This is a genomic window from Cupriavidus sp. 01L45 (genome assembly GCF_056399885.1).
Genome location: NZ_JBFTSG010000003.1, coordinates 70,750 through 91,892, shown reverse-complemented (window position 1 = coordinate 91,892; position 21,143 = coordinate 70,750). Strand labels below are relative to the sequence as shown.

The following is a 21,143-nucleotide window of genomic DNA, read 5'->3' as shown; positions in this document are numbered from 1 at the left end:
GCCGAACTGCCACGAGGCACTAGGCCCGGCAACCGATCGGTAGGTCTAGCAGTAGCGAGGAGGAGAGATGCGGCGCCGATAGCGCCGGAGCGGTGCCCGGCACACGGCCTGCTGCCGGCACGCGCACGGCTGCGGCGATGCTGGAAGCATCGGCGGCCTGGCGGTGGGAGCAGGTGGCTTGGTGCATTGCGTGCGGTGCGGGAAGCGGTCCGGATGGCGCGGCTTCCGTGGTTGCGCTGATCACTTGCGTTGCATGCCTGTCGCCAGCGAAGCGGCAAGCATCTGGCAAGAGTAGTCGAGTTGACGCGCGGGCGTCAAGGGCGCCGCCGCGTCGTCTTCGGGCCTGAGCCGCAAAGGTGCGCGTTTCGCATTTCACCCTGACGGATGGCGGCGCGGGGATGAGCGCTGCCGCACATAAGCCTCGAACCCTCAACCGTATGGCTGGTACAGCAGTCCGCGCATCCTGACTAGTCTGGTAAGCGACGTGACCAGAGATTCCGCCATTTTCCCAGCTGGCGCGTCCGGAAAACGAGATTCGGCACCTGCGCCTTTGCCTTGTTCGGCATGGCCCGCGGACAGGACGCCATACGGGGGAGACATCATGACAAACACCAAGAGGTGGCCAGCATGGCTGGCCTGTGGCGCCATGGCATTGCTGGTGGCGGGTTGCGGTGGCGGGGGCGGCGGCGGAAATTCAGCCGCGCCCAGCACGGCGAGCACCGCGGCCGATACGACACCGCTGAAATACTCGGTAACGCTCACGATGACCTCGGGACAGGTGGGCGTGGGACGCAGCATTTCGATGTCAGCCTCGGTGGTGGACAGCAAGGGCACGGACGTGACCTCGTCCACCGCCTTTGCCTGGACTTCGTCAGTCGATACAGTGGCCACCGTGGTCCCTGCCGCCGCTGCAAGCGGCAGCGCCACCGTGACGGGCGTGGCGGTGGGTACGGCCACCATCCAGGTGGTCGCCAGCGTCAAGGCGGCCGACAACACCACCACGCAGTTGCCCGCACAGACCGCGACGGTGACCGTGGAGCCGGGCACCGTCAGCTACAACCTGGCGTTGTCGAATCCGGTCCTGTCGCTGGTCGACGGCCAGGTGCAGCCAGTCACGGCGAAGCTGGTCGATGGCAACGGCAACGACGTCAGCGCGGCCGTGCATGACTGGGCCTGGGCCAGTTCGATTTCCAACGTGCAAGTCAGTGCCACGCAGAACTCGGCTTCGCTCAAGGGGGTCAACAGCTCTGATACGACCGAAGCGGTCGGCACGGTCACCGTGTCGGTCACCGCGCCCAACGGCAGTCCTGTCAGCGGGCAAATGCTGGTGACGGTGCAGAAGAACACCAGCTACACGTACCAGCTCGAACTGTCGCAGGGGGGGACGCCGATCAGTACGCTGACCGTGCTCAATGGCTATCCGCAGACCTTTGGCGCCCGCGTGATCCGCAGCGACTCACATGATTCCACCGCGGACTTCGACGGCACCTGGAGCTATGCGATCGCTTCCCCGACACTGTCCGTCTCCGCGACTCCGGCCACGCGGCAAGCCGTGGTGAGCAGCAATATCGTGATTGGCAAGCCCACCGTGCAGAGCCAGTTGCTGGTGACGGCTGCAAGTTCCAAGATATCCAGTACGCCCAAGGCCAGCCTGACGGTGACGGAGCAGCCGAAATGGGCGCTGGTGTATAGCGGGCCGCAGCCCCTGAAGCTGCTGCTGTCGCTGCCGGTGCCCATTCCAGTCAGCGCCAAGCTGATGTTCTTCGGTGCGGCAAGCCCGTCCCTCAACTGCACCGGCTGGAGCTGGACCAGCAGCGCAAACGTGACGTTCGGGCCTGGCGTCGATGCCGCGCAGATCGTAGTGACGCCCCTGGCGCTTGGCGACTTCTCCGTGACGGCAACCTGCACGGCAGGCCCCGAGTTGCAGCCGATCTCAATCACGATTCCGGGAACGGTGATCTGATACGAGGGCCAGGTCTTCCTGTACGCCTTCTCGGCTTTGACGCGGCGCCCGGCATGCTTATCTGCCGGGCGTCGTTGTCATTGCCGGCGCACTGCACAAGCAAGCAGAGGTTGGCCTGGCATTCGGGAAAATACCGTAACGCGGTGGGAATCCGGCAACTGCTCGTGCATGAGAGCCTGGACCTTGGCGCAACATCGTGGAGACTGCCTGGCCCAGGCTTCCTGGCGGGTAGAGAAAGACGGCGCAGGGGGAGGGGGAAAGGAGGCGGGAAAAGCCGGGATTCAGCCCCGGCGAACCCAGGGCGTACCCGTTTCTGCGTGGACCGGCAAGAGGGTTCGCGATGGGTCTTGAGGGTATTTCAGCGCTTGGCCACGAAACGGATGACCTGCTCGCCGGCCTGTTTGCCGGGCGCCGGATGCTCGCCCTGCGCCGTGCTGGAGTCGCAGGTATTGCACCCGCCGCTGTCGCAGCCGCTGGCGCAGCCGGCCGCGGCCTGCGGTGCCAGCCATGCCACGGCGCGCTGGCGCCAGCCGTTGGCGGCGCTGCCGCCCAGGCTCGCCGCCAGCCACGCCTTGACCCGCTCGCGCGTGCGCGGCGCGTAGCGCGCCAGCACGGAGAGCGCGCAGACCAGCACGATCAACGGTACGAGCAGGGTTTCGGCGGCGTGGTAGAGGTTCATGACTGGGTGCTGCTGGTTAGCTGAACATCAGGGCGATGCGGTATGTGGCAAAGGCTGCCACGTAGCCCAGCCCCGCCAGGTAGGCGGTCGAGGCCGCCATTACCTTCCAGGAGCCGGTCTCGCGCCGGATCACCGCCAGCGTGGAGATGCACTGCGGCGCGAACACGAACCACGCCAGCAGCGACAGCGCGGTGGCGAGCGACCATTGCGCGGCGATCATCGGCGCCAGCTGGCTGGCCATGGCGTCCTCGCTGCCCGACAGGGCATAGACGGTGGCCAGCGCGCCCACGGCGACTTCGCGCGCGGCCAGGCCGGGTACCAGCGCAATGCAGATCTGCCAGTTGAAGCCCACCGGCGCGAAGACATGCTCCAGCCCGCGGCCGATCATGCCGGCGAAGCTGTAGTCGATGGCCGGGGCGGTGGCGCCGTCCGGCGGCGACGGGAAGGTGGCCAGGAACCACAGCAGCACCGTCAGCGTCAGGATCACCTTGCCCACGCGGGACAGGAAGATACGGGCACGCTCCCACAGGCCGATCGCCACGTCGCGCGCATTGGGGATGCGGTACGAGGGCAGCTCCATCAGCAGCGGGTGGTCGGTGCGGTCGCGGCGGAAATACTTCAGCACATAGGCCACCACCAGCGCGCTCACGATGCCCGCCACATAGAGCGCAAACAGCACCAGTCCCTGCAGGTTGAACAGCCCCATCACCGTGCGCGCCGGGATGAAGGCGCCTATCAGCAGCGCGTATACGGGCAGGCGCGCGGAGCAGGTCATCAGCGGCGCCACCAGGATGGTCGCGAGGCGGTCGCGCGGGTCCTGGATGGTGCGCGTGGCCATGATGCCGGGAATCGCGCAGGCAAAGCTCGACAGCAGCGGGATAAAGGAACGGCCGGACAAGCCCGCGCCCATCATCAGCCGGTCGAGCAGGAAGGCTGCGCGCGGCAGGTAGCCGGATTCTTCCAGCGTCAGGATAAAGAGGAACAGGATCAGGATCTGCGGCAGGAACACGATGACGGCGCCCAGGCCGGCAATCAGGCCATCCACCAGCAGGCTGCGCAGCATGCCTTCTGGCAGGTGGCTGCCGACGATCTCGCCGAACCAGTGCACGCCGCCCTCGAGGCCGTCCATCAGCGGCGTGGCCCATGAGAACACCGCCTGGAACATCAGGAACAGCAGCACGGCCAGGATCAGCAGCCCGAACACCGGATGCAGCAGGATGCGGTCGAGCCGGTCGTCCATGGCGGCGGTGCGCGCCGGCATCGTGACGGACGCATCCAGCAGGCGCTTGACCTCCTGGTGGACGTCCAGGTCGGAAGCGCTTTCGGCGGCGGCCTGCGGCGCCGCGGGCAGGGCGGCGTCGAGGGCGGCCAGCAGGTTGGCGGCGCCATCGCGCCTGACGGCCACCGTCGCCACCACCGGCACGCCGAGCGCGGCGGACAGCTTGTCGCGATCGATGTGGATGCCGCGCTTGGCCGCGGCGTCGCTCATATTGAGCACCAGCACCATCGGCAGGCCGAGGCGGCGCAGCTCCAGCACGAAGCGCAGGTGCAGGCGCAGGTTGGTGGCATCCACCACCGACACCAGCAGGTCGGGGCGCGGCTCGCCCGGGCGCTGCCCCAGGCAGATATCGCGCGTGATGGCTTCGTCCAGGCTGGCCGCGTGCAGGCTGTATGCGCCCGGCAGGTCGAGCACCCGCACCTGGCGCCCGGCCGGCGAAACGAAATGGCCTTCCTTGCGCTCGACGGTGACGCCCGCATAGTTGGCCACCTTCTGGCGGCTGCCGGTCAGGCGATTGAACAGGGCGGTCTTGCCGCAGTTGGGATTGCCCACCAGCGCAACGCGCAAAGCGGGACGCTGGGAAGCGGAAGTCGGGGAGGCGACAGACATATTCTTGGCAGGTGCCCGGTCAGGCAGCGGAGCGTTTGACGGCGGGCGCGTCGGGCTGCGCTGCCGGCGTGATGCTGGAGACGGAAGCGCTGACCGCTTCCACGGTAATGCGGGCCGCTTCGGCGCGGCGCAATGCAAACCGGGTAAAGCCAACCTGGGCGACAAGGGGATCCATGCCGAACGGTCCCAGTGCAATGACCTGTACAGCTTCGCCCGGCACAAAGCCGAGTTCGCGCAGGCGGCGAGCTACCGGATCGTTAGGAGAGTTGTCATCGACAGACACGATGACAGCGGCAGTGCGCCGCGCAAGGTCAGACAACCGCATGTGGCTTCCAGTCCGTTGGCGCGAGGCACGGCACGCGGTCGGCAAACTCACACCAGGGTTGGTAAATGAAAATCGTTCCTATTGTAGCCGATTTGCATGCCTGTGTTCGGCTTTCGGGCCGTTGCCATGTTGCTGCCGCAAATCTTCCGCTGGTAACGGGCATTTGCGGTTGTGGAAGCGGACATTGCCGGGGGACGGACGGCGTTGCGCGACGGGATGTTGCCCCCTGTCATAGAATGCGAGTCGGCACACACCCGGCGCTGGCCCAGGGCGGCCAAGCCACGCTAACAGGGAGCACAAGACATGATTTTCGAAATAGCGCAGTTCCAGATCAAGCCGGGTTCCGAATCGGCGTTCGAGGCGGGTGTGGCGAAGGCGGCGCCGCTCTTCAAGCGCGCCCGCGGCTGTCACGCCATGCGCTTGCTCAGGTCGATCGAGAATCCCTCGCACTACACCCTCGAAGTGAAGTGGGAGACGGTCGAGAACCATATGGTCGATTTCCGCGAATCCGAGGATTTCACCGAGTGGCGCAAGCTGGTTGGCGAATACTTCGCGGCGGCGCCCAATGTCGGGCATGCGAGCGTCGCGGTCGAAGGGTTCTGAGGCCGGCGGCAGCCGGGGATGCCCGGGCTGCCGGCGCTTTTCCCCTGCTGCAGTCCCCTGCTTCGGGAGGGGGGCGAATAACGCAATTGCGTTATTGGTGGGGGCATGGCCAGGGGGTAAGCTGTTTGCACGCTGAACACCCCGTTCCACGCGTATTTGACGTGCCACCTGCCGGTAAAGCAGGTGGCATTTTCTTCTTGTGCCGGGGCTTTCGCCATAGGGGCGCTGCGATGCCCATTCAAACCCGAAAGCACCCTGCGTGAACTGCCGCGCTGTCCTCCTGCCTCATCCCCTCACCATTTCCAGGAACCGGTCCCTCGCCGGATCATCCGGCCCGGCCTTCCACACGCAATACACCTCCGACGGCACTGTCGCCTGCGCCAGCGGCAGGAACACCGCCCCGGCCATCGCCGAGTGCTGCAATGCCGCCGGCACCACGGCAACCCCGGTGCCTTGCGACACCAGCGACACCACCGACAGCCAGTGCCGCACCTCATGCCGGATCTGCGGATAAAAGCCCTGCGCCGCGCACATCTCGAAGATCCGGTTGTAATAGTCGGGCGAAGCCTTGCGCGAGAACAGTACGAAAGGCTCGCCACGCAACTCGCCAAGCGCTACGGAGGCTTGGTTGGCCAGCGGATGGTCGTCGGGCACGCAGCACAGGAACGGCTCGCTGTGCACTAGCGAGGTGGCGAGCTCGTCCGGGACGCGGTTGGTATGGATGAAGCCGGCGTCCAGCGCATCGTGCAGCAGCGCGTCGATCTGCTCCTGCGAGTTGAGTTCGGTCAGCGCCACCTGGATGCCGGGGTAGCTGGTCTGGAACGCACGCAGGCGCTGGGGCAGGCCGCGGTACAACATTGAGCCAACGAAGCCGATGCGCAGCCGTCCCACCGCGCCGGCCTCGATCTCGCGCGCCAGCAGGCGGGCTTCCTCGGCCTGCGCAAGCAGCGCGCTGGCCGATTCCCGGAAGGCCCGGCCGGCGGCGGTCAGGCGCACGCCGCGGCTGTCGCGCTCGAACAGGCGGGCGCCCACCGAAGCTTCCAACTGCTGGATATTGAGCGACAACGGCGGCTGGGAGATCGACAGCCGGCGAGCGGCACGGCCGAAATGCAGCTCCTCGGCGAGCACAAGGAAGTAGCGCAGGTGACGGAATTCCATAGCGATACAGAAATTATATGGATCAAGCCAATTTTAGAATTAGACACGAATCGCCGGGCTTTGAATAATGCAGACAGAGCATCCGTCCGCCGCCCCGCGCGCGATGCCACGGCCCAGGGGCCACGCAGATGCCCTGCCCGCTAAAAACGGCCGGTAAAAGCACAAAACTAACAGCAAGAGACAGCAAAACCACCACACCGCGCAAGAACCGCCCGCCAGCAGCCTGGAGCGTCCGCCCAGGGGCCGGTCTGGCTTTGGACCCGGCGTCACGCGCCGGCAAACTCAGGAGACACCTCATGCAGACCAGCGCAGCGCGCCAAACTGCCACTTCCGCCACCACCGCACCCGCCGCCACGGCCACGCCAGCCCATCCGGTGCCGGACCAGCAGGGCGTCAACCTGTTTGCCAGCGATCCGGATCTTCGCGCGCTGTTGCCGCTGTATCTCCCGGCGGACCTGTTCGCCCACCTGCTGCCCCACCTCGATCGCATGGGCGCGCTGGCCGGCGGCGTGCTGGACGAACTCGCGCATATCGCCGACCAGAACAAGCCCACCTTGTCGCACCGGACCCGCACCGGCATCGATGCGCAACGCATCGACAAGCATCCCGCTTACGTGGAGCTTGAGAAGGTAGCGTTCTCCGAGTTCGGCCTGGCGGCGGCATCGCACCGCGGCGGCGTGCTCGGCTGGGACAAGCCGATGCCCGCCGCGGCCAAGTATGCGCTGACCTACCTGTTCGTGCAGGCCGAGTTCGGCCTGTGCTGCCCGCTGTCGATGACCGATTCGCTCACCCGCACGCTGCGCAAGTTCGGCGATCCGGCGGTGGTCGAGCGCTTCCTGCCCAATCTCACTACCCAGGTCTTCGAGGACCTGTACCAGGGCGCCATGTTCATGACCGAGCAGGGCGCCGGATCCGACGTGGCCGCGACCACCACGCGCGCCGCCCGCGACGCGCAGGCCGAAGGCGGCTGGCGCCTGTCGGGCGACAAGTGGTTCTGCTCCAACCCGGACGCCGCGCTGGCGATGGTGCTGGCCCGCGTCGAAGACGAGAACGGCGAGGCCGCTCCCGGCATCAAGGGCGTGTCGCTGTTCCTGCTGCCGCGCACACTGGCCGACGGCAGCGCCAATCACTATCGCATCATCCGCCTGAAGGACAAGCTCGGCACGCGCTCCATGGCCAGCGGCGAGATTCGCCTCGAAGGCGCCCATGCCTACCTGGTGGGCGAACTGGGCCGGGGCTTCGTGCAGATGGCCGACATGATCAACAACTCGCGCCTGTCCAACGGCGTGCGCGCGGCCGGGCTGATGCGCCGCGCCCTGTCCGAGGGCCAGTTCATCGCGCGCGAGCGCCGCGCCTTCGGCAAGCGCCTGCTGGACATGCCGCTGATGCGCCGCCAGCTGCTCAAGCTCGTGCTGCCCACCGAGCAGGCCCGCACCATGGTGTTCCAGACCGCCGAGGCACTGCGCCGCGCCGATGCCGGCGAGGCCGATGCTTATCCGCTGATGCGCGTGCTGACGCCGCTGATCAAGTTCCGCGCCTGCCGCGATGCGCGCAAGGTCACCGGCGACGCCATGGAAATGCGCGGCGGCTGCGGCTATATCGAGGAATGGAGCGATCCGCGCCTGGTGCGCGACGCGCATCTTGGTTCGATCTGGGAAGGCACCAGCAATATCGTCGCCCTGGATGTGCTGCGCGCGATCCGCCGCGAAGGCGCGTTGCCGGTGCTCGAAGCCCACCTGGCAGGCCTGCTGCAAGCCACGCCGATGCATTCCACGGCGCGCGCTGCGTTCACCAGGGCCGTCGCTCGTGCCAGCACGCTGGCCGACCGCGCAGCCGAAGCCGGCGCCGATGGCGATGTGCTGGCCCGCCAGGCCGCCTCGGCGCTGTACCACGTGACCAGCGCGGTCGCCATGGCCTGGGAAGCCGGCCGCATCGGCTCGGTACGGCGCATGCGCCTGGCCCAGCTGGTGCTGCTCCATCGCGTGCTGCCCCAGGATCCTCTGGCCGGCGAGGCCGAACCCTACTGGCTGGCCGACACCGTCGCGCCGCCCGACGACGGCGCCGTGAGCGCTACCGGCGAGGTGGACCAAGTCAACCTCTTCTGACGCAGTACCGCAAAACCGTAAACCGACAAGCCCCCGCGGCGCCCACCGGCGCCGCGCACGCCGCCGCAGCATCGGCTGCCCGGCGGAAGAAGACCTAAACCAGGAGACAAGCATGACCCTCTGGCAACGCATCGCGGCCATCGCCGCCTGCACCCTCTGCGTAGGCGTGGCCCCCGCGCAGGCGCAGAAGGAATTCCCGTCCAAGCCGATCATGATGATCGTGACCTACCCGCCCGGCGGCCCCACCGACGTGATGGCGCGCACCCTGGCGTCCGCGCTCAAGGGCAGCCTCGGCCAGACCGTGGTGGTGGAAAACCGCGCCGGTGCCGGCGGCAATATCGGCGCCGAAGCGGTGGCGCGTGCCGAGCCGGATGGCTACACGCTGATGTTCGGTACCTCGGCCCCGCTGGCGATCAATGTCAGCCTGTACCGCAAGATCAACTACGACCCGGTAAAGAGCTTTGCGCCGGTGATCCAGATCGGGCAGTTGCCTAACGTGCTGGTGGTCAACCCATCCGTGCCCGCCAAGAACGTGAGCGAACTGATCGCGTACGGCAAGGCGCATCCCGGCAATCTCACCTATGCCTCCTCCGGCAACGGCGCGTCCTCGCATCTCGCAGGCGTGCTGTTCAACAACATGGCCGGCACCGACTTCCGCCATATCCCCTACAAGGGCACCGGTCCCGCGCTCAACGACCTGCTTGGCGGGCAGGTCAGCATGGCGTTCACCGATGTGCTCACCGCGCTGCCCTTTATCAAGAGCGGCAAGGTGCGCGTGCTGGGCGTGACCACCAAGGGCCGTTCGCAAGCGCTGCCCGATGTGCCCACCGTGGCCGAGCAGGGCGTGCCCGGCTTCGACGTCTCGGTATTCTTCGGCGTGGTCGCGCCGGCCGGCACGCCGCCGGCGGTCATCACCCGGCTCAATCGTGCCTTTGCCGAAGCGCTGCAACAGCCCGAAGTACGCAAGACCTTGCTCGCGCAGGGTCTGGAACTCGCGCCGTCGACGACGCCGGAGCAGCTCGGCAGCTTCGTCAAGGCGGAGGTGACCAAATGGCGCGGCGTGGTGCAGAAATCGGGCGCGCAGCTGGACTGAGCAAACGGCGCCGGGGCGGCCGCGCCGCCGCCCCGGCGGTGACGCTGGCCAGGCAAGGCTATGAACGATGGCCGGTTCGGCTGTAGTATCGTTGTTTGCGAACGAGCGTGCGTTTCTGCGCACCTCATGGCATGAAGCCTGTTCGTGGGCACAACAAAGCAGCGGTGCCCGCTCCGGACTTCATGACCGTCCCTCGTTCCCGCGTTTCCTGACCGCCCCCAACCGACCCCGCCTTATATGACCGATTTATCCAAGCCCACGCCCGTCAACGAATTCGCCGGTGAGGCGCCTGGCCTGCTGTTCGCCCTGCCGATGCCGATGGCCCGCGTCTTCGGGCTGACCGGCGTGCACATCGACGCCAAAGAAGCGCGCGTGCGCATGCCCTATCACCCGGACCACACCAACAGCCGCGGCGACGTGCATGGCGGCGCGCTGGCCACCCTGCTCGACTGCACGCTGGCCTGCGTCGCGCGCGGCCACGATCCCCGGCGCTATGGCGTGGCGACGATCGACCTGTCGGTGCATTTCACGGCGCCCGGACGCGGCGAGCTGACCGCCACCGCCTGGTGCGAGCGGCGTGGCCGCTCCCTGTGCTTCGCGCGCGGCGAGATCCGCGACGAGCAGGGCGAGTTGCTGGCGCTGGCTACCGGCACCTTCAAGCTGCTCGAGCGCGCCCCCGCGGCTGCCTGAGCAGCAAACGCCAATCGTCAACCGTCAACCACCGCCAACCGCCGCCAACCACCGCAGCTACGGAAACCCATCTCATGAGCAAACTCCCTGCATCCCCCGGCGCCCTCGCCGGCATCCGCGTGGTCGATCTCTCCCGCATCCTGGGTGGCCCGTTCTGCGGCCAGATCCTCGGCGACCATGGTGCCGACGTGCTCAAGATCGAACCGCCCCAGGGCGACGACACGCGCACCTGGGGGCCTCCGTTCAAGGATGGCGTGGCCTCGTACTACTTCGGGCTCAATCGCAACAAGCGCGTGATGCGCCTGGACCTCACCACCGATGCAGACCGCGAAGTGCTGCTCGCCTTGCTGGCGGATGCCGACGTGCTGGTCGAGAACTTCAAGACCGGCACGCTGGAAAAGTGGGGCCTGGGCTTTGACGCGCTGTCGGCGCGCTTCCCGCGCCTGGTGCACTGCCGGGTCTCGGGCTTTGGCGCCGATGGCCCGCTGGGCGGCTTGCCCGGCTACGACGCGGCGATCCAGGCCATGGCTGGCATCATGAGCATCAACGGCGAAGCCGGCGGCGATCCGCTGCGCGTGGGTTTGCCGGTGGTGGATATGGTGACCGGGCTGAATGCCGCGCTGGGCGTGCTGCTGGCGCTGCAGGAGCGCGAGCGCAGCGGACGCGGCCAGTTCGTCGAGGCGGCGCTGTACGACTCGGGACTGTCGCTGCTGCACCCGCATGCCGCGAACTGGTTCATGAACGGCAAGGAGCCCACCCGCACCGGGAACGCACACCCGAATATCTATCCCTACGACACCGTCGCCACCGCCACCGATCCGATCTTCCTCGCGGTCGGCAACGACCGGCAGTTCCGCATCCTGTGCGAGTACCTGGACCTGGCCGCGCTGGCCGACGACGAACGCTACGCCACGGCAGGCGCGCGTTCGGTCAACCGTGCCTTGCTGAAGGTGGAGCTGGAAGCCCGCATGGGCAAGCTGGATGGGAAGGTGCTGGCCGATACGCTGGTGGCTGCCGGCGTGCCGTGCGCGCCGGTGCTGTCGGTGGCCGACGCCTTGCAGCATCCGCACACCGCTCACCGCGAGATGGTGGTGGAGATGGCGGATGGTTACAAGGGACTGGGCGCGCCCATCAAGCTGAGCCGCACGCCGGCCACCTACCGCTACGCGCCGCTGGCCGAGGGCGATCAGTTCCTGCCGCGCGACGCCGCCAACGATAGCGAGTAACGTCGCCGCGCCCGCCGCGCATTGCACGCGGCAGGCGCCGGTGCCCGCTCAGTGCGGCACCATGCCCGTGAACACGTAAGCCTGCAGCACGGTGATGATGCCCACGATCACCGCGAACAGCAGGCTGTGCTTCACGGTGAAGCGGAACAACTCCGATTCCTTGCCCACCAGCCCGGTCGCCGCGCAAGCCACCGCGATCGATTGCGGCGAGATCATCTTGCCGGTCACGCCGCCGGTGGTGTTGGCCGCCACCAGCAGCGTGTCGGACACGCCGATCTGGTGCGCGGTGGTGCTCTGCAGCGAGCAGAACAGCGCATTGGACGACGTATCCGAACCGGTCAGGAACACGCCCAGCCAGCCCAGGAAGGGCGAGAAGAACGGAAAGGCCGCGCCGGTGCCGGCCAGCAGCAACGCCAGCGTCGACGACATGCCCGAGTAGTTCGCGACGAACGCAAACGCCAGCACCAGCCCGATCGACAGGATCGGGCGGCGCAGTTCCGCCAGCGTCTCGCCGAAGGTGGCCAGCGCATCGCGCGGCTTCATGCGCAGCAGCACGGCGGAGATCAGCGCGGTCAGCAGGATGGCAGTGCCCACCGCCGATACCAGGTCCAGCTTGAGCACTGCCTCGTAGGCCTTGGGCTGCGCCACGATCGGCGCGGCCTTGATCACCAGCTGGTCCAGCGCCGGCACATGGAACTTCAGCACCCATCCGGCCAGCGCGCCGTTGCCGGCGAACAGCGCCTTGAACGGTTGCAGGCTCCACACGGTAACGATGGCGGTGAGGATGCCGAACGGCGCCCAGGCGCGCACGGTCTGCGCCACGGTATAGGGCGAGGCGCGGCGATTGTCGCCCGCACCGTTGCCGACGGCACCGGCGCCAGCGGCGAGCCCGCTGCCCATGCGCGCCAGCGCGGCGGCACCGCCGCTGCCGGTCGCCACCGCGCCGCCGGCACGCTGGCTTGCGCGCTTCGGCTGCCACACCTTCAGGAACAGCGTCAGCGACACCAGGCTTACCAGCGCCGAGGTGATGTCAGGCAACTCGGGCCCGATGTGGTTCGAGGTGAAATACTGCGTCACCGAAAAGCTGGCGCCGGTCACCAGCGCTGCCGGCCACGTCTCTTTCACGCCGCGCTTGCCGTCCATGATGAATACCAGCCAGAACGGCACCGCCAGCGACAGCAGCGGCAATTGCCGGCCCGCCATCGCGCCGATGTGCATGGCGTCGATGCCGGTCACCTGGCCCGCCACGATGATGGGAATGCCCATGGCGCCGAAGGCCACCGGGGCCGTATTGGCGATCAGGCACAGGCCCGCCGCATAGAGCGGGTTGAAGCCCAGCCCCACCAGCAGCGCCGCGGTGATCGCCACCGGCGCGCCGAATCCCGCGGCGCCTTCCAGGAAGGCGCCGAAGGCGAAGCCGATCAGCAGCATCTGCAGGCGCTGGTCATCGGTGATGGCCAGCACGGATGCGCGGATGATGTCGAACTGCCCGGTCTTTACCACGATCTTGTAGAGGAACACCGCGGTCACGATGATCCACGCGATTGGCCACAGGCCGTAGGCAAAGCCGAAGCCCGCGGCGGCCAGCGCTTGCGGCACGGGCATGCCGTAGGCGAAGATCGCCACGCCTAGCGCGAGCAGTAGCGTGATGGCTGCCGCCACGTGGCCCTTCATGCGGAGCACCGCAAGGGCGAGGAAGAAGAAGAGGATGGGTAGCGCGGCTGCTAGCGCGGACAGCCATAGGCTGCCTAGCGGTGTGTAGATCTGGGTCCAGGGTTGCACGGTGGGTCTCCTCCGGGGATTGCGTTTGGATGAATTTGCTTTGGGGCGTTTTGGTGCTTGCGTTTGTTTTTTGTTGGCTTGGGGCATCACTGACATCTTCTGCAACTGACTGACTGCCTGACTGGCAAGGTCAAAGGCTTAAAGTCAAAAGCAGTTTCACCCCCCTGCGGGGGGCGACCTACTTTCTTGTCTTGCCAAGAAAGTAGGCAAAGAAGGCGCCCCATACGGCCTGGTACACCTTCACGGCTCGCTTCGCATCGCGCTGGGGTGTGGCCCGCGGGCGGGCCTACACATCGAATCCGCGCGCTTTCGTTGTGTTTGTTCCCGGTGCCGGCCTACTCTGCCTGTCCACGCTCGCGCAGCAAGTCCGACAGACTGCGCGGCGCTGGCGTAAGCGGCGCGCGGTGCCGTGTCCAGCCAAGCTGGCGCGAAGGCGTAAGCGCACGCAGCCGCGTTGCGGCCCAGCGGAACAGTCGGTAGGTGAAGGGATGTGCGAAGGCTCCGCTCCAGAAGCGCCAGACCAGGTGTTCGCTGCGGCTGAATTTCGCCCCCTGGCCTCGCAGCGGATGCGCTACCTGTTCGTCCGGATCGCGGTTGGCTTCGGTGCGCAGGCGGACCAGTAATTGCGGGATGGGGATGCGCACCGGGCACACTTCGCCGCAGGCGCCGCACAGGCTGGAGGCGGTGGCGAGATCGGCGGTGGCGTCGAGCCCGAGCAGGTGCGGCGAGATGATCTTGCCGATCGGGCCGGGGTAGGTGGTGCCGTAGGCATGGCCGCCAATGCGCGTGTACACCGGGCAGTGGTTCATGCACGCGCCGCAGCGGATGCATTGCAGCGTGGCGCGCAGTTGCTCGTCGGCGTAGGCCTGGCTGCGGCCATTGTCGAGCAGCACCAGGTGTACCTCGCGCGGGCCGTCGCGCTCGCCGGCGCGGCGCGGGCCGGAGATCAGGTTGAAGTAGGTGGTGATGGCCTGGCCGGTGGCCGAGCGCGTCAGCAGGCTGGCCAGCGGCACGATGTGCTCCAGGCGGGCCACCACCTTCTCCATGCCCATGATGGCGATATGCACGTCGGGCACGGTGGTGGAGAGGCGGCCATTGCCTTCGTTCTCCACCAGCCACAGCGTGCCGGTGTCGGCCGCGGCGAAGTTCACGCCGGACAGGCCGATATCGGCGTTGACAAATTCCTGCCGCAGCGCGCGCCGGCCGGTCTGGATCAGTTCGTCCACGTCCTCGGTGTAAGGCGTGCCGGGGATGTGCCGCTCGAACAGTTCGGCGATGTCGCCGCGCGTCTTGTGGATGGCGGGCATCACGATGTGCGACGGCTTCTCGCCGGCGAGCTGCACGATGTACTCGCCCATGTCGGACTCGATGCAGTCGATGCCGCGCTCGGCCAGGTAATGGTTCAGCTCGATTTCCTCGCTGGCCATCGACTTGCCCTTGATCACCCGCCGCGCCTGGCGTGCCTGCGCGATGCGGTGCACGATGGCGTTGGCTTCATCCGCGGTCTCGGCCCAGTGCACCTGCACGCCGGCTGCCGTGAGCTTGTCTTCGAGCTGCACCAGCAGGTCGGGCAGGCGCGACAGGGCGTGCTGGCGCACCGCTTCGCCCAGGTCGCGCAACTGTTCGAGTTCGTCGCCGTCGGGGAACTGCACCGAGCGCTTGGCCTGCAGGAAATCCATGGCGCCACGGAAGCTGCTGCGCAGCTTGGGGTCATCCAGCGCGGCGCGCGAGCGCGCCTTGAAGTCGGCGGCGGGGACGAAATGCAGGGGCGCGGCGCCTGCGGTGCCGGAGGTGTTCGGCGTACTCATTGGGCGGCTCCCGTTGCATCGCTGCGAGTGACGATGATCACCCACAGTTCGCGCGGACCATGCGCGCCGTAGGCCAGCGTCTGCTGGATATCGGAGGTTTTGGATGGTCCGGACACCAGCACCAGGTTGGTTGGCATCCCAGCGCTCCAGCGTTCGGCACGCGCGGCGGCATGCAGGTCGGGATGCAGGGTGTCGGCGTAGACCAGCGCGATATGCAGCGGCGGTACCAGCGAGACGGTGCGCGGCGTTTGCGCGTCGGGCGCCAGGATCAGCGTGCCGGTGCCGGCAATGCCGGAACGCGCGACGGTAAAGCCCGCGTCCACGGAGTCGAAGAGCTCGGATTTCCAGGCTTCGATGGGGCGGTCGTAGGCGATGGCCGCCACCGGGGCGTGCAGGGCACGCACAAGCGCTGCGCCTTCCGCGCCAGCAGGGTCCAGTAGCAGGCGCCGCACGCCGGCTGCGGCGAGCTTGTCTGCAAGTTGCGCGGGCCAGGCGTCGGCACTCGCGCACCAGGCTTGCGCGTGCGAAGCGCCCAGCGCGGCCTGCATGGCTTGCGCCAGTTCGATCGGGGTGGCAGGCACGGCGGATGCCGCCTCGCGGCGCGCCTGATAGTGCGCGTCGATGCTTGCGTCCAGCATGCTGGCATCGCTCGCGGCGGCCGGCGCTGCCGCGCGCAGCCTGCCCAGCATGCGCTCACGGGCATTCAGTGCGTTCATGCTTGGCCCCCGGTACGCCGCCACAGGAAGGTAGCGAGATGTTCCACCGGGAGCGCCGCGCCCTGGTGCCGGGCCGCATGCCCGATATTGAGCAGGCAGCCGCAGTCGGCGGAAACCAGCCGGTCGCAGCCGGTGGCGCAGGCCGAGGCGATCTTGTCCTGCACCATGGCACCGGAGATATCGGGATGCTTGAGCGAGAAGGTGCCGCCAAAGCCGCAGCATTCGGATTCGCGCTGGTGCTCGGCGCGCGTTACGCCGGGCAGGGCGTCGACCAGGGCTACGCCATGCTCGCGCGTACCCATTTCTCGACGCGCGGCGCAGGAGGTGTGCAGCACCACTGTTTCGGGCGGTTGCCCGGCCACGCCACTGACATCGAAGCGTACCTTCAGCACGTGCAGCAGGAATTCGCTTAGTTCGAACACGCGCTCGGCCAGTTCGCGCGCCTTGGGGCCCGCCACCGGGTCATGCTCGAACAGTTGGGGCCAGTGGTGCCGCATCATCCCGGCGCATGAGCCCGAGGGCACGATGACCGGCCACGGTTCGGCGAAGAGGTCCAACTGGGCCAGCGCTACCGTGTGCGCCTGCTCCGGGTTGCCGCTGCTGTATGCCGGCTGGCCGCAGCAGCTCTGGCCGCGCGGGAAGTGCACGGTCAGCCCTTCGCGCTCCATCAGGCGCACCGCATCCAGCCCGGCTTGGGGCACGAACAGGTCAACCAGGCAGGTGGCGAACAGGTAGACCTGTGCCGGGGCAGGGGGGTAGCGCCTTTGCTTCATGTCTCGCTCCGTGGGGCGGCTGCCTTGCTGTCAGGTCGGCCGGTGTTTGGGCGCATAATTCCGCGAGACGCGCGCCAGTTCAAATTGGTTGGACCAGGTGGATGCGCAGGGCGATTTCGGAGCTGGGGATGGCGGCGGGCATGCAGGCGCGGGGGCGCGTGGAAGAGGTCATGCGGAAACTGGAAACGGCCATGCTGGACGGCACCTGGCCGGCTGGCGCGCGCCTGCCCGCGGAGCGCCTGCTGGCGGCGCAGTACGGCGTGGCCCGCAACACCATCCGCGAGGCGATCCAGCGCCTGGCCGCGCGCGGGCTGCTGCAGAGCCGGCAGGGCGCCGGCGTGTTCGTCACCGACCAGTTGCGTACCGGGATGGCCTCGCCGTGGCGCCAGCTGGTGGCCGACCACCCCGTGCTGCGCGACGATATCCTGGAGTTCCGGCGCGTGCTGGAGGGCGCCACGGCCTATTTTGCCGCGCTGCGCGCCGATGCCGCCGATCTCAAGCGCATCCGCGGCCTGCTGCGCGCGCTGGAAACCTCCCGCGAGCAGGACGACAAGGCCGCCGAGGCCGAGGCGGATGCCAGGCTGCACGAGGCCATTGCCCAGGCCTCGCACAACACCATGTTCCTGCACCTGCATACCAGCGTGATCGGCATGCTGCGCGAACACATCACCATCAATGGCACCGGCCTGCGCGTGCAGGACGAGGACGCCTCGGCGCTATTGCTGCTGCAGCACCGCACGCTGTGCGAGGCGATCTGCGCGCGCCGGCCCGAGGAGGCGCGCACCGCCATGCAGACGCATATCGATTTTGTGCGCAGCCGGGTGGAAGAGGGTGGGGGTGGGGTCTAGGGTGGATTGGTCCAACCAGGGTGGGGAGCCTGGCGACTTGCGCCCTACTCGGCGCATCTTCGGCACGCGAGACAGCGCCGCGCGGCCCTCCCGATTTACCCTAGGTCTTCGGGACATCGGGGCGGCGGCGCGGCGCGAGCCGGCCAGGCCGCCGGCTCAGACCAGTCCCGCGTTGGACAGCTCGCGCTTCAGGTAGGCGTAGTAGATCGGCCCGGCAATCACGCCGGGGATGCCGTACAGCGATTCCATCAGCAGCATCACCGTCAGTAGCTCCCAGGCGGCGGCATTGATGCGCGCGCCGATGATGCGCGCGTTCAGGAAGTATTCGAACTTGTGGATCACCACCAGGTAGAACAGCGAAGCGATCGCCATCGGCAGCGAGATCGACAGCGAGGCCACCACGATGAAGGTGTTCGATATCAAATTGCCCAGCACCGGCAGCAGCCCGACCAGGAAGGTGAGCGCCACCAGCGTCTTGGTCAGCGGCAGGTGCACGCCGAACAGCGGCAACACCACCAGCAGGTAGACCGCCGTCAGCACGGTGTTGATCAGCGAGATCTGCACCTGGGCGAAGATGAACTGCGAGAAGGCCAGTTGCAGGTTGCGGGCGCGTTCCACCAGCGCCGTGGCCAGCGGCCTGCGGTTGGGCTTGGAGATGGCGCGGTACAGGGCGACCATGGCGCCGATCACGAAGCCGATCAGGATGTGCGCCAGGGTGCGCAGCACTTCGGCGCCCAGCTTTTGAGCCATCTGCGCGTGCTCGCGCAGCCAGTCGATCAGTGTGTTGGCGAGTTCGTCCACCCCGCGCGGCAGCGCGTCGCTGACCCATACCGGCAACTGGGCCCGGGACTTGTCGATGATGTCGGCGGTGCGGATCAGCAGGGTGTCCAGGGTATTGCCGTCGCCGCTGACGAAGCGTACGACTGCCCAGCCTCCCAGCGTCAGTCCCAGCAAGGTGACCGCCGACAGGATAGCCACTGCCAGGGCGTCGTGACGCTGGTGCAGGCGCACCAGCTTGGGGGCCAGCACGTCCACCAGGGAGTACAGCAGCAGGCCGGCCAGCAGGGCTGCCACCAGGTTGGCCTGCATCACTGTCCAGAGCGCCAGGGCGGTCAGGATATAGGCGGCCGTGCCGATGCTGAACCACTTTGCTTCCGGCAGGCGGGGCAAGTGTGGCGGATCGGGTTGATTCATAGGTCTCCTGCTTGGGGGGGGCCGTGGGACGGCCGGGCGTCTGTGGATTGTACGGCGCTTGATTGGGGGGTGGGGGATTGGGGTGTTGCTGGGGGGAGTATTGAGGGGCGTTGGGGGCTGGCTGCGGGCGCCTTGGTCAAAGGCTTGAAACCTTAAAGTCAAAGGCGGTTTCACCCCCCTGCGGGGGGCGACCTACTTTTTTGTCTTGGCCTTAAGGCGATACTCAAACATGGCCCCCTCTTTTCCGCTCTTTTTGCCTGCCGACGAGGCGCCCCATACGGCCTGGTACACCTTCACGGCTCGCTTCGCATCGCGTGGGGGGCTCGCTTCGCATTGCCTGGGGGCTTGCGGTCGGCGTTGTCTAGTTCGGGCGGCTTTGCCCGGTTGGTCCGCGCAGGGCCGCCGATGGCAGTTCGCCGAACATGCGGCGGTAGTCCTGGGCGAACTGCGACAGGTGATGGAAGCCCCAGGCTCCAGCTATGTCGGAAACGGTGCGGTGGCCGTTGCCGGACTTGAGGTCGCGGCGTACGCCGTTCAGGCGCAGGGCGCGCAGGTAGGCGGCGGGTGACATGCCGGCTACGTCTTCAAAGCAGTATTGCAGCGCGCGCCGGCTCAGGTGGAAATGCCGGCACAGGTCCGGCACGGTGATGGGGTCCGCGGCATGGGCCAGCAGGTAGTCGCGGATGCGCTGTACGGTGCGTTGGCGGTTGACGTGCGTGACGGTGGCGCGTTGCGCGCTGTCGCTGGATGCCATCAGCAGGGTCACCAGGCTGCCCAGCAGCCGTTCCTGCAGGTCGCGGCAGAACAGCGCCGGGTCGGCCCGGTCGGCTACATCCATCGCGTGGTGGCCCGCAGCTTCGGAAAGAATCTCCATCAGCGCGCGGCACAGCCGTGCGCGTGCCCACGGCTGGACCGACAGCACCTCGCGCTGGCCGAGCACGCTGGCCGGGTCGCGATGCTCTACTTCCTCCATGTAGCGGGCGAACTCGGCGGTCTCCACCACGATGCCGAAGATGCCGAAATCCTCCGGCGTGCGCAGTTCGAACTCGGTGCCTCCGGGCCGCACGGCAATGGCCGTGGGCGCGATGGCAATCCCGCCCACCGTGGCCGGGGCCTGGACCGAGGGCAGCGGCACGCCGAACCACATCGCGTCGGGCCAGGCCATGCACGACTGCCGCAGGCTGCGGTTGGTGCGCTCGATAAATACCTGCGCATGCGGCAGCCATAGCTCACGGACCTCGCCGGCGAAGTGGCCGGGAGAGAGCTGGTCGTAGGTCTGGGTCCAGCGCGACAGGTTGCTGGCGTGCTCGTCGGCATCGTGCGCGGCGGTGACGCGGAAGATGCCGTGGCGGCCGGCGCTAGTGTTGCTGTCGGTGCTGCGATCGAACGTAGCGCTCATGGCGAAGATGGGGGCATTCGGTGCAAAGCGTCTCTCCCGCAAGTTTCATTCCAGCGTCGGGATGCAGCATCCGTTGCGCCGGCGCCCTTGCCTGCTGTCTTTGCACGGGTCCAAGGCAATGCTGCCAATTTTCGATAACGCTGCCCGCACGGTTTTGGCGATGATGCCGGAAATGCCACCGCCAAGGCAATGCACCGCGGTGGCAAACCGCCCCGGAGAAACCCTAGCCATGTCCAGCCAGCCCCACGCATCGCCGCTCTCGTCCTCCCCTTCGTCCGGTGGCGCCAAGACCCTGACGCAGACGCTGGGCACCGTACAGCTCTGGGGCATCGCCGTGGGGCTGGTGATCTCGGGCGAGTACTTCGGCTGGAGCTTCGGCTGGGCCAGCGCCGGCACGCTCGGCTTCATGGTCACGGCGGTGGCGGTGGCGACCATGTACGCCACCTTCATCTTCAGCTTCACCGAGCTGATCACCAGCATCCCGCATGCCGGCGGGCCTTTCGCCTATGCGTATCGCGCGTTCGGGCCTGGCGCGGGCTATCTCGCGGGGCTGGCTACGCTGATCGAGTTCGTGTTCGCGCCGCCGGCCATTTCGCTGGCCATCGGCGCCTACCTCAATGTGCAGTTTCCGGGGCTCGATCCCAAGATGGCCGCGGTGGGCGCCTATATTGTGTTCATGGGACTCAATATCATCGGTGTGCGCATTGCGGCCACCTTCGAGCTGGTGGTGACGCTGTTTGCCATCTTCGAGCTGCTGGTCTTCATGGGCGTGCGGGCCGTGGGCTATGCGCACTACCACTGGCGCGGGCGGCACCAGGGCGCGCACTGCGACCTGGCCCGCAGCGGGCCGCAGGTGCCGGCTCCCGTGGCCGCCCCCGCCGACTGAGACGCAC

At 67.4% G+C, this 21,143-nt stretch carries 17 protein-coding genes and 1 pseudogene; 8 read left to right on the top strand and 10 right to left on the bottom strand.

Annotation, left to right across the window (positions count from 1 at the left end; translation table 11 throughout):
* The first annotated feature begins 601 nt into the window (after positions 1-601).
* Positions 602-1,963, top strand: coding sequence for a hypothetical protein (locus tag AC1DT6_RS02875; RefSeq protein ID WP_441636554.1), 1,362 nt, complete (start codon positions 602-604; stop codon positions 1,961-1,963).
* 358 nt (positions 1,964-2,321) lie between these two features.
* Here the strand turns inward: AC1DT6_RS02875 and AC1DT6_RS02870 are convergent, their stop codons facing one another.
* Genes AC1DT6_RS02870 through AC1DT6_RS02860 form a run of 3 tightly spaced genes read right to left on the bottom strand, consistent with a single transcriptional unit; the run spans position 2,322 to position 4,855 of the window.
* Positions 2,322-2,642, bottom strand: coding sequence for a DUF6587 family protein (locus AC1DT6_RS02870; RefSeq protein WP_477111684.1), 321 nt, complete (start codon positions 2,640-2,642; stop codon positions 2,322-2,324).
* A 16-nt stretch (positions 2,643-2,658) separates the two neighbouring features.
* Positions 2,659-4,530: a ferrous iron transport protein B gene (feoB, locus tag AC1DT6_RS02865; protein WP_441637102.1), complete on the bottom strand. Its 1,872-nt coding sequence runs from the start codon at positions 4,528-4,530 to the stop codon at positions 2,659-2,661.
* Between the two features lie 19 nt (positions 4,531-4,549).
* A complete protein-coding gene (locus AC1DT6_RS02860; protein WP_035862617.1) occupies positions 4,550-4,855 on the bottom strand; it encodes a FeoA family protein in 306 nt (101 codons plus the stop codon).
* 303 nt (positions 4,856-5,158) lie between these two features.
* Here AC1DT6_RS02860 and AC1DT6_RS02855 point away from each other — a divergent pair, with 303 nt between their 5' ends.
* Complete coding sequence (locus tag AC1DT6_RS02855; protein ID WP_035862620.1) at positions 5,159-5,458, top strand: antibiotic biosynthesis monooxygenase family protein; 300 nt, start codon at positions 5,159-5,161, stop codon at positions 5,456-5,458.
* Positions 5,459-5,743: 285 nt separating this feature from the next.
* Here the strand turns inward: AC1DT6_RS02855 and AC1DT6_RS02850 are convergent, their stop codons facing one another.
* Positions 5,744-6,616, bottom strand: coding sequence for a LysR family transcriptional regulator (locus tag AC1DT6_RS02850; RefSeq protein WP_441637104.1), 873 nt, complete (start codon positions 6,614-6,616; stop codon positions 5,744-5,746).
* A 296-nt stretch (positions 6,617-6,912) separates the two neighbouring features.
* On the opposite strand from AC1DT6_RS02850, the gene AC1DT6_RS02845 reads away from it, so the two are divergent.
* The 4 genes from AC1DT6_RS02845 to AC1DT6_RS02830 all read left to right on the top strand — a co-directional run bounded on the left by AC1DT6_RS02845 (position 6,913) and on the right by AC1DT6_RS02830 (position 11,730).
* On the top strand, positions 6,913-8,721 hold the full coding sequence (locus AC1DT6_RS02845; protein ID WP_441637106.1) for an acyl-CoA dehydrogenase family protein: 1,809 nt from the start codon (positions 6,913-6,915) through the stop codon (positions 8,719-8,721).
* Between the two features lie 112 nt (positions 8,722-8,833).
* Positions 8,834-9,814, top strand: a complete 981-nt coding sequence (locus AC1DT6_RS02840; RefSeq protein ID WP_441637108.1) for a Bug family tripartite tricarboxylate transporter substrate binding protein — start codon at positions 8,834-8,836, stop codon at positions 9,812-9,814.
* A gap of 237 nt (positions 9,815-10,051) precedes the next feature.
* Positions 10,052-10,504, top strand: a complete 453-nt coding sequence (locus tag AC1DT6_RS02835) for a PaaI family thioesterase (protein ID WP_276287419.1) — start codon at positions 10,052-10,054, stop codon at positions 10,502-10,504.
* A 74-nt stretch (positions 10,505-10,578) separates the two neighbouring features.
* Positions 10,579-11,730, top strand: a complete 1,152-nt coding sequence (locus AC1DT6_RS02830; protein ID WP_441637111.1) for a CaiB/BaiF CoA transferase family protein — start codon at positions 10,579-10,581, stop codon at positions 11,728-11,730.
* A 48-nt stretch (positions 11,731-11,778) separates the two neighbouring features.
* Here AC1DT6_RS02830 and AC1DT6_RS02825 read toward each other — a convergent pair whose 3' ends face one another.
* The 4 genes from AC1DT6_RS02825 to AC1DT6_RS02810 form a co-directional block, all read right to left on the bottom strand.
* Positions 11,779-13,512: a lactate permease LctP family transporter gene (locus tag AC1DT6_RS02825; RefSeq protein WP_477111683.1), complete on the bottom strand. Its 1,734-nt coding sequence runs from the start codon at positions 13,510-13,512 to the stop codon at positions 11,779-11,781.
* 335 nt (positions 13,513-13,847) lie between these two features.
* Positions 13,848-15,320, bottom strand: coding sequence for a LutB/LldF family L-lactate oxidation iron-sulfur protein (locus AC1DT6_RS02820; RefSeq protein ID WP_051649221.1), 1,473 nt, complete (start codon positions 15,318-15,320; stop codon positions 13,848-13,850).
* A complete protein-coding gene (locus AC1DT6_RS02815) occupies positions 15,317-16,036 on the bottom strand; it encodes a LutC/YkgG family protein (protein ID WP_441631432.1) in 720 nt (239 codons plus the stop codon). Before AC1DT6_RS02815 ends, AC1DT6_RS02820 begins: the two co-directional genes overlap by 4 nt.
* Positions 16,033-16,809, bottom strand: coding sequence for a (Fe-S)-binding protein (locus AC1DT6_RS02810; RefSeq protein WP_441631430.1), 777 nt, complete (start codon positions 16,807-16,809; stop codon positions 16,033-16,035). The genes AC1DT6_RS02815 and AC1DT6_RS02810 overlap by 4 nt, the downstream gene beginning before the upstream one ends.
* 128 nt (positions 16,810-16,937) lie before the next feature.
* Here AC1DT6_RS02810 and AC1DT6_RS02805 point away from each other — a divergent pair, with 128 nt between their 5' ends.
* Positions 16,938-17,657 (top strand): FadR/GntR family transcriptional regulator, encoded by a 720-nt coding sequence (locus AC1DT6_RS02805; protein ID WP_477103632.1) that lies wholly within the window; start codon positions 16,938-16,940, stop codon positions 17,655-17,657.
* Between the two features lie 156 nt (positions 17,658-17,813).
* Here AC1DT6_RS02805 and AC1DT6_RS02800 read toward each other — a convergent pair whose 3' ends face one another.
* Positions 17,814-18,851, bottom strand: coding sequence for an AI-2E family transporter (locus AC1DT6_RS02800; protein ID WP_035873980.1), 1,038 nt, complete (start codon positions 18,849-18,851; stop codon positions 17,814-17,816).
* A 361-nt stretch (positions 18,852-19,212) separates the two neighbouring features.
* Positions 19,213-20,250, bottom strand: a complete 1,038-nt coding sequence (locus AC1DT6_RS02795) for a helix-turn-helix domain-containing protein (protein WP_441631428.1) — start codon at positions 20,248-20,250, stop codon at positions 19,213-19,215.
* A gap of 229 nt (positions 20,251-20,479) precedes the next feature.
* Between AC1DT6_RS02795 and AC1DT6_RS02790 the strand changes: the two are divergent.
* A pseudogene (locus tag AC1DT6_RS02790) lies at positions 20,480-21,040 on the top strand (amino acid permease); the annotation flags it as partial.
* Positions 21,041-21,143 lie beyond the last annotated feature (103 nt).

What these genes read in the sequence shown, in the direction of transcription:
- AC1DT6_RS02875 (WP_441636554.1), top strand. Translation starts at nt 602, where the DNA reads ATGACAAACACCAAGAGGTGGCCAGCATGGCTGGCCTGTGGCGCCATG.
- AC1DT6_RS02870 (WP_477111684.1), bottom strand. Translation starts at nt 2,642, where the DNA reads ATGAACCTCTACCACGCCGCCGAAACCCTGCTCGTACCGTTGATCGTG.
- feoB (WP_441637102.1), bottom strand. Translation starts at nt 4,530, where the DNA reads ATGTCTGTCGCCTCCCCGACTTCCGCTTCCCAGCGTCCCGCTTTGCGC.
- AC1DT6_RS02860 (WP_035862617.1), bottom strand. Translation starts at nt 4,855, where the DNA reads ATGCGGTTGTCTGACCTTGCGCGGCGCACTGCCGCTGTCATCGTGTCT.
- AC1DT6_RS02855 (WP_035862620.1), top strand. Translation starts at nt 5,159, where the DNA reads ATGATTTTCGAAATAGCGCAGTTCCAGATCAAGCCGGGTTCCGAATCG.
- AC1DT6_RS02850 (WP_441637104.1), bottom strand. Translation starts at nt 6,616, where the DNA reads ATGGAATTCCGTCACCTGCGCTACTTCCTTGTGCTCGCCGAGGAGCTG.
- AC1DT6_RS02845 (WP_441637106.1), top strand. Translation starts at nt 6,913, where the DNA reads ATGCAGACCAGCGCAGCGCGCCAAACTGCCACTTCCGCCACCACCGCA.
- AC1DT6_RS02840 (WP_441637108.1), top strand. Translation starts at nt 8,834, where the DNA reads ATGACCCTCTGGCAACGCATCGCGGCCATCGCCGCCTGCACCCTCTGC.
- AC1DT6_RS02835 (WP_276287419.1), top strand. Translation starts at nt 10,052, where the DNA reads ATGACCGATTTATCCAAGCCCACGCCCGTCAACGAATTCGCCGGTGAG.
- AC1DT6_RS02830 (WP_441637111.1), top strand. Translation starts at nt 10,579, where the DNA reads ATGAGCAAACTCCCTGCATCCCCCGGCGCCCTCGCCGGCATCCGCGTG.
- AC1DT6_RS02820 (WP_051649221.1), bottom strand. Translation starts at nt 15,320, where the DNA reads ATGAGTACGCCGAACACCTCCGGCACCGCAGGCGCCGCGCCCCTGCAT.
- AC1DT6_RS02815 (WP_441631432.1), bottom strand. Translation starts at nt 16,036, where the DNA reads ATGAACGCACTGAATGCCCGTGAGCGCATGCTGGGCAGGCTGCGCGCG.
- AC1DT6_RS02810 (WP_441631430.1), bottom strand. Translation starts at nt 16,809, where the DNA reads ATGAAGCAAAGGCGCTACCCCCCTGCCCCGGCACAGGTCTACCTGTTC.
- AC1DT6_RS02805 (WP_477103632.1), top strand. Translation starts at nt 16,938, where the DNA reads ATGGCGGCGGGCATGCAGGCGCGGGGGCGCGTGGAAGAGGTCATGCGG.
- AC1DT6_RS02800 (WP_035873980.1), bottom strand. Translation starts at nt 18,851, where the DNA reads ATGAATCAACCCGATCCGCCACACTTGCCCCGCCTGCCGGAAGCAAAG.
- AC1DT6_RS02795 (WP_441631428.1), bottom strand. Translation starts at nt 20,250, where the DNA reads ATGAGCGCTACGTTCGATCGCAGCACCGACAGCAACACTAGCGCCGGC.